This is a genomic window from Siminovitchia fortis, from assembly GCF_003605365.2.
GTDB lineage: Bacteria > Bacillota > Bacilli > Bacillales > Bacillaceae_C > Siminovitchia > Siminovitchia fortis.
Genome location: NZ_QYTU02000002.1, coordinates 146,770 through 153,290, shown reverse-complemented (window position 1 = coordinate 153,290; position 6,521 = coordinate 146,770). Strand labels below are relative to the sequence as shown.

The window sequence follows — 6,521 nt, the reverse complement described above, 5'->3', positions numbered from 1 at the left end:
AATTTACTTTCGTAATTTGGGTTTATACGTTTAGATGATATAAATGGTGCGAATGAAAAGGCGGTCCGTTTTTTTAATAAGAATCGTCAATATTACCTTGCTCAAGAAGGTTTATTAGAAATCCCAGGTTTTCCAATTGCGTATTGGCTCAGCGAGAAAACTATTAAACTTTTTCAAAGCAAAAAGTTATTGAAATACGGAAAGGCATCCGAAGAGGTTAAAACAGGAAATAATGAAGAATTTATAAGGAATTGGTTCGAAGTATGTCTAAAGAAAATAATGTTTGATATTAACTCTGTTAACTACAAATGGGTTCCCTATCATAAGGGAGGCGAGTTTAGAAAATGGTATGGTAATCTTGACTGGGTAATAAATTGGGAGAAAGATGGTAAAGAAATAAAAAGTGCTGAGAATTCAGGCTTTCAGGGAAGATCAATGTATTTTAAAGGTGTTATTTCTTGGTCAAAAGTTACATCAAGAGGGATTAGCATTCGCTATTTACCAACCAATGTGTTGTTCGATTCTGGGAGCCCCTCATTTAAATCTAACTCCGATATTGAATATTATGTTATGGGATTTTTAAATTCTGTTGTATCGTACTACTTTCTAAAAAGTATAAACCCTACATTGAATTTGCAGGTTGGCAATGTTGAATCTCTTCCTTTTATATACACTGAAAAGAAAGACAAAAGCATAGTAAAACTGGTTGAAGCCTGTTTGGAAATTTCTAAAGCCGACTGGGATTCTTTCGAGACTTCCTGGGATTTTAAGGTTCATCCGCTTGTTGAGTTTAGGCAGGCGGCCTCCCGGATTGCGGAGGCTTTTGCTAATTGGCAAGCAGAGGCTGAACGACGCTTTCAGACGCTGAAGGCGAATGAGGAAGAGTTGAATCGCATTTTTATCGGGTTGTATGGGTTGGAGGATGAGTTGACGCCTGGGGTGGAGGATAAGGATGTGACGGTCCGGCGGGCGGATGTGCTCCGGGATGTGAAGTCGTTTCTTTCTTATGCCGTCGGTTTGATGTTCGGGCGTTATTCGCTGGATGAGGAAGGGCTTGTGTTTGCAGGGGGTGAGTTTGATTTGGGTCGGTATGAGACTTTTGTACCTGATGCGGATAATGTCATTCCGATTGCCGATGAAATGTATTTCGAGGATGATATTGTTTCGCGGTTTGTCGATATTTTGAAAATTGTTTTTGGTGATGAACATTTGGAGGATAACCTCGATTTCATCGCGGATACGCTCACAAGGAGAGCGAATGAAACATCCCGCCAGCGGATCCGGCGTTATTTCCTGAAAGAATTTTATAAAGACCATTTGCAAATTTACCAAAAACGGCCGATCTACTGGCTCTTTGACAGCGGAAAGCAGGACGGATTCAAAGCGCTCGTTTATCTTCACCGCTATGAACCGGGCTTGGCAGCACGGGTGCGGACAGACTATCTGCACGCCCAGCAGCGGAAATATGAAGAAGAAATCGAGCGGATGGACATACTCCTGGAGTCTGACGTGTCCAAGCAGGAAAAAACACGAGCAAGAAAAAACAAAGAAAAACTGCAGAAACAGCTGCTGGAATGCCAAAGCTACGATCAGATCATTGCCCATGTAGCCAACCAGAAACCGGACCTTGACCTGGATGACGGCGTGAAAGTGAACTATGCCAAATTCCAAAACATCGAAATCCCGCAGGGAGAAGGCAAAAAGCCGCTGAAAGGAAACGTCTTGGCAAAAATATAAACAATGATACGGGCGGGGGACCAGTCACTCCCGCCCCGTTTACATAAAGGATAGTGGTGTAAGATGAATCTTAGAGAAATACATCGCGTATTGAATGACATCTATCAGAAAGAATTAACAAATGGTCGCAAACGGCATATCGTTTTTTGGTATGACGAAGAAGGGGAATTTATCGAAGATGTCGATGAGATTAAACTGGAAAATGTACGCATCTGGAAAGTGACCGACCATAATCTATTCGCAACAAAATATGAGCTGGAGAAAAAAGATACAAAATCCCATTTTCTCCTTTATGCCAACATGCCGAAGCCGGTTCCCCGCGAAGACTGGCTCTATGATCTTTATAAAATCGGCCATGAATTTGCCACCGATAAAATCACCGTCATCATGAGGGAACTTGGGATCAACGATGACGGATTAAGGGAGACATTTAAGTCATATAAGGAATTCTTCAACAGCAGAGCGCGTTTCCAATCATTCCAAAAGTACCAAGTGGAATTTTACACAGAAGAAACAATCGACCTGACGGTATTGGCCGTATTATGCAAAAGCCCAACCAACACACTTGACGATATTCTCAGGAGACTGTTCAGCAAGTATAAAGACAATGATGAATCAGCCCGGGACCGTATCCGGAAATATGGTGACGAGGAGAAATTCTGGTGGCTTGTTGAAAAATACTACGGCTATACATTGCCTGATCGTTCGATTCGGGAGCTCCTCATCTTCTTTATGCTTACATATCTTTCTGAACAAAACCCTGATATGGAAATTCCTGAAACATGGCAGAAATATGTGAGCAGAAGGCCTGCAAATATCATCGTATTCATGGATCAATGGATGAATCATCGCTTGGGCCGCCATGTATTTAACCTTTTATCAGATGAAATTTCCGACGTTGTCAGGGCAAACCATTACGCAGATCAATTGGATATAGAGGACATAATCCATCTGGATGCTTTTTCCGTCTACGACGAAAAAATTATTCGCTATTTGGCAGAACAATTGACAAGCGGCATCAACCACTTTGAACAATACTTTGACATCATTGCAAAAAGGCGCAAGCTCCATTGGTATCCCGAATACCGCTATGAGTACGGGGCGGTCCTGCATGCTGCGAAGCTATTGAACTATATGGAAAAATGGGATTATTTTATTCCGGAACAACCAGCCGCCCAGATGTTCCAGGCTTATACAGAACAATACTATGTTATCGATACCGCCTATCGGAAATTCTATGCAGCTTATGACCAGGCGGAAGAAAAAGAAAGACTGCATCAGCTGCGAGATAAAATTGAAAACATCTATGTACATCACTTCATGGAAGAACTGGCATTAAAATGGTCCGGCAGTTTGGAACGTGACCACGACATGGTTTGGCCGATAGATGGCATTTTGCAGCAGAAAGAATTTTACCGTGACTGGGTGCACGGATACCAGACAAATGATGAACGGGTATTTGTGATCATATCGGATGCCTTGCGATATGAGGCGGCAAAAGAATTGGCGGATATACTTAACAATCAGCGGAAGGCGGCAGCGGAAATCACATCGATCCAAAGTGTGATACCATCCTATACTGCACTTGGTATGGCTTCGTTGCTGCCATATGAACAGATGGAGTACTCTGGCGGCAGCAAATTTTTGCTCGATGGCACCGATTCAGCCGGCATCACAAACCGTAATGCCATCCTTCAGGGAAATTTGCCTGATTCCATAGCCATTCAATATAACGAAGTCAACAACATGAGCCGGTCGGCTTTGCGGGAAACATTTCAAGGGAAAAAGGTTATCTATATTTATCATAATGTCATTGATGCGAGAGGAGATCATGCGGCAACCGAGGGGGAAGTATTCCATGCTGTAGACGAAGCGATTGATGATATCCGTCTTCTGGTCAACCAGCTTGTCAACAATCTCAGTGCATCCAATATCCTGATTACATCCGATCACGGATTCATCTACCAGCGGGATTCTCTCCAAATGAGCCAAAAGCTTTTGCGCAAACCGGAGGGTGCTGAACTACTGAGCCGAAGATTTTCCATAATGAAGAATAAAGAAGTAGTTGAAGGAACATGGACGTTTGCGATGGACTACATTTTGGATCACCCTGGGGGACGATTTGCCATCATTCCAAAAGGGATTCACCGGTTCGCGATTCAGGGGGCGGGTGCGAATTACGTACATGGCGGCGCCATGCTTCAAGAAATTGTGGTTCCTGTGATTACATTTAAGAATGATCGCAGCAAATCATCACGGAATACAGTGAAGAAAGTGGATGTAAAACTGACAACGCCCACGCGGAAAATTACGAACATGATGACGTTTTTGGAATTTTTTCAAATGGAAAAAGTCGAAGAGAAGAAACTGCCGCTGCGTTTAAAGCTGTATTTTACGGATGAAGAAGGCAACCGTGTATCGAATGAGAACAGAATCATTGCAGACAGTGAGTCCTCACAAGCTGTTGAGCGGACATATCGTGAAAAGTTTGTTTTCAAATCAGAAGCCTACGATAAAGGCAAGACATATTATCTTATTCTGGAAGACGAAGAAGAAAAAGCCGGAAACGTGTATGACAGATATCCTTTTACGATAGATATTGCCTATACAAGCGACGGTCTCTTTTAACCAGCGCTGAAAACCGGTCATTGGCTCTGCCAGCTAATGAGCGCTGCTCGATACAAGCAATAGCTCTTCGCGCTGGGCTAAAGCAAGAAGAGCTATTGCTTATTTTGTAGAGAAATTACTATAAGTGAAAGATAATTTTTTGAAAAAATTAACAGGATATCCGGCATCGGCAGCGAAATCTTTCTTAATGGAAGAAAATGATGAAAGGCGGGGTGTAACGAGTGCTGGAGGTGCAGGACTCTCTGAAGAACTCTGTATGGAGCCGGTTTGTTCAGGAAGGTGTTCTGGATAAAAGCAGGATCAATAAAAGAATCTCTGAGTCTTGGTATATTTGTCGTCAGGACGGAGTCAATCCGTATAATGGCAAAGGGAATGAGTTACTACAAGAAAACCAATTTCTCCGGCGGAAAAATGCCAGCAGCCAATTATTGAATGCGGCCCTCCCATTCATAAGGAAGCTGCAAAAGTTTTTTGGCCAGATGAAATCCTTGTTCTTGCTTGTTGACTCTGATGGATATGTCCTCTATATGGACGGAGACCCAATGGCATTGGAAAAGGCAGGGGCCATCAATTTTATTGAGGGAGTAAAATGGACGGAAAAAGAGGTTGGAACGAACGCTGTAGGAACAGCGCTTAGGACAAAGGAGCCGATCGCCGTTATTGGGGCGGAGCACTATGCAGTCGCGTCCCATTCATGGGGATGCGCTGCTTCGCCAATCCTCAGTGAAAATGGGCAAATGGAAGGCGTATTGAACATTTCATACCCATTGGAATATGGCGTTCACGAACATATGCTGCCGTCTGTTGTATCCGCGGCTTACGCAATTGAGCAAAAGCTGATCAATATAGCAAAGGATAAAGAACTTGAGCTGATGCAATATGCCTCCTTCATTAACCCCCAAGATCCACTTTCACTTGTTTGCAATGAGAAAGAAAAAATCATTTGGGCAAGCAATCATTTGAAAAATGAACTTTCAAATCTGAATGCGGCGTATTTATCGGATGTCTTGAATGAAGGCTGCACAGTTTTGGAGAAGCAGCCTGTCTATTCCCGAACCCGAAATGATGTGATCGGGTTTAAAATATCATTGAAAAAAACTGAATCCACCAATATGGCAAAAAGGTTTCCCGTCAACCCGGCTTTTCAATTTGGCGGCGTTTGCGGCGAAAGTAAAAAATTTCGGAAGGTTCTTTTTCAGGCCGAAAGGGCAGCCAAATCCAATATCACCATTCATATACATGGAGAGACAGGTACCGGAAAAGAGGTCATGGCCCGCTCCATCCATCTGAACAGTACGAGAAAGCACGGCCCGTTCATAGCCGTGAATTGCGGGTCCCTCCCAAAAGATTTGATCGCCAGCGAATTGTTTGGATATGCCGGCGGAGCTTTTACAGGTGCGAAGCGTGAAGGCCATAAAGGGAAGTTCCAGCAGGCAAATGGCGGAACATTATTTTTGGATGAGGTAGCCGAAATTCCGCAGGAAATGCAGGTGGCCTTGCTGAGAGTCCTGGAGGAAAAGGAAGTTGTTCCAATCGGCGGCACAAAACCGTTCCCCGTTGATGTGAGGATTATTACCGCCACTCACCGGGATTTGGCCGAATTGGCCGCAAAAGGAGATGTGAGAGAGGATTTCTTTTACAGGATATTTGTCTATCCGATCCAGTTGCCGCCTTTAAGGGAAAGGATGGAAGACATCCCATACTTTGTCCGGCACTATTGCCGCACAAATAATTGGCAGGTGACATTTTCCCGTGATTTGCTGGAATGCCTGCAAACTTACGAGTGGCACGGAAACATAAGAGAGCTTCACAATTTTCTTGACCGGCTCCGGATTGAATTTGAAACCATGCCCCCGACATTGGCAGAAATGAAAACGCTCCTTCATTCTGATATCAGGCCTCTCAGTCATTCGGTAGCATTGCCGTTAAATGAAGACTTGACATACAGGGAGCAGATTGAAAAAGCTAAAATGATGGATGCCCTGCTTGCTGCAGAAGGAAATGTCACAAAAGCCGCAGAAAAGCTGAACATTTCACGAAGCACCCTGTACCGGAAAATAAAGAAATTCCATTTGTAATCATGGGAACATATGAGACAGAATGAGACGATGTCCAAAATCGTCCCATTCTCCATCAAAATCAGATGCCTTTTGGGG

The 6,521-nt window shown here is 43.6% G+C and carries 3 protein-coding genes; all 3 read left to right on the top strand.

Annotation, left to right across the window (positions count from 1 at the left end; genetic code table 11):
* Positions 1–24: 24 nt before the first annotated feature.
* The 3 genes from pglX (at position 25) to D4N35_RS02445 (ending at position 6,443) form a co-directional block, all read left to right on the top strand.
* Positions 25–1,737 carry a BREX-1 system adenine-specific DNA-methyltransferase PglX gene (gene pglX, locus D4N35_RS02455; RefSeq protein ID WP_120069437.1) on the top strand — a complete coding sequence of 571 codons (1,713 nt, stop codon included), beginning with the start codon at positions 25–27 and terminating at the stop codon, positions 1,735–1,737.
* 63 nt (positions 1,738–1,800) lie between these two features.
* Positions 1,801–4,365: a BREX-1 system phosphatase PglZ type A gene (gene pglZ, locus D4N35_RS02450; protein WP_120069434.1), complete on the top strand. Its 2,565-nt coding sequence runs from the start codon at positions 1,801–1,803 to the stop codon at positions 4,363–4,365.
* A 221-nt stretch (positions 4,366–4,586) separates the two neighbouring features.
* Positions 4,587–6,443, top strand: a complete 1,857-nt coding sequence (locus D4N35_RS02445) for a sigma-54-dependent Fis family transcriptional regulator (protein WP_208646260.1) — start codon at positions 4,587–4,589, stop codon at positions 6,441–6,443.
* Positions 6,444–6,521: the final 78 nt, after the last annotated feature.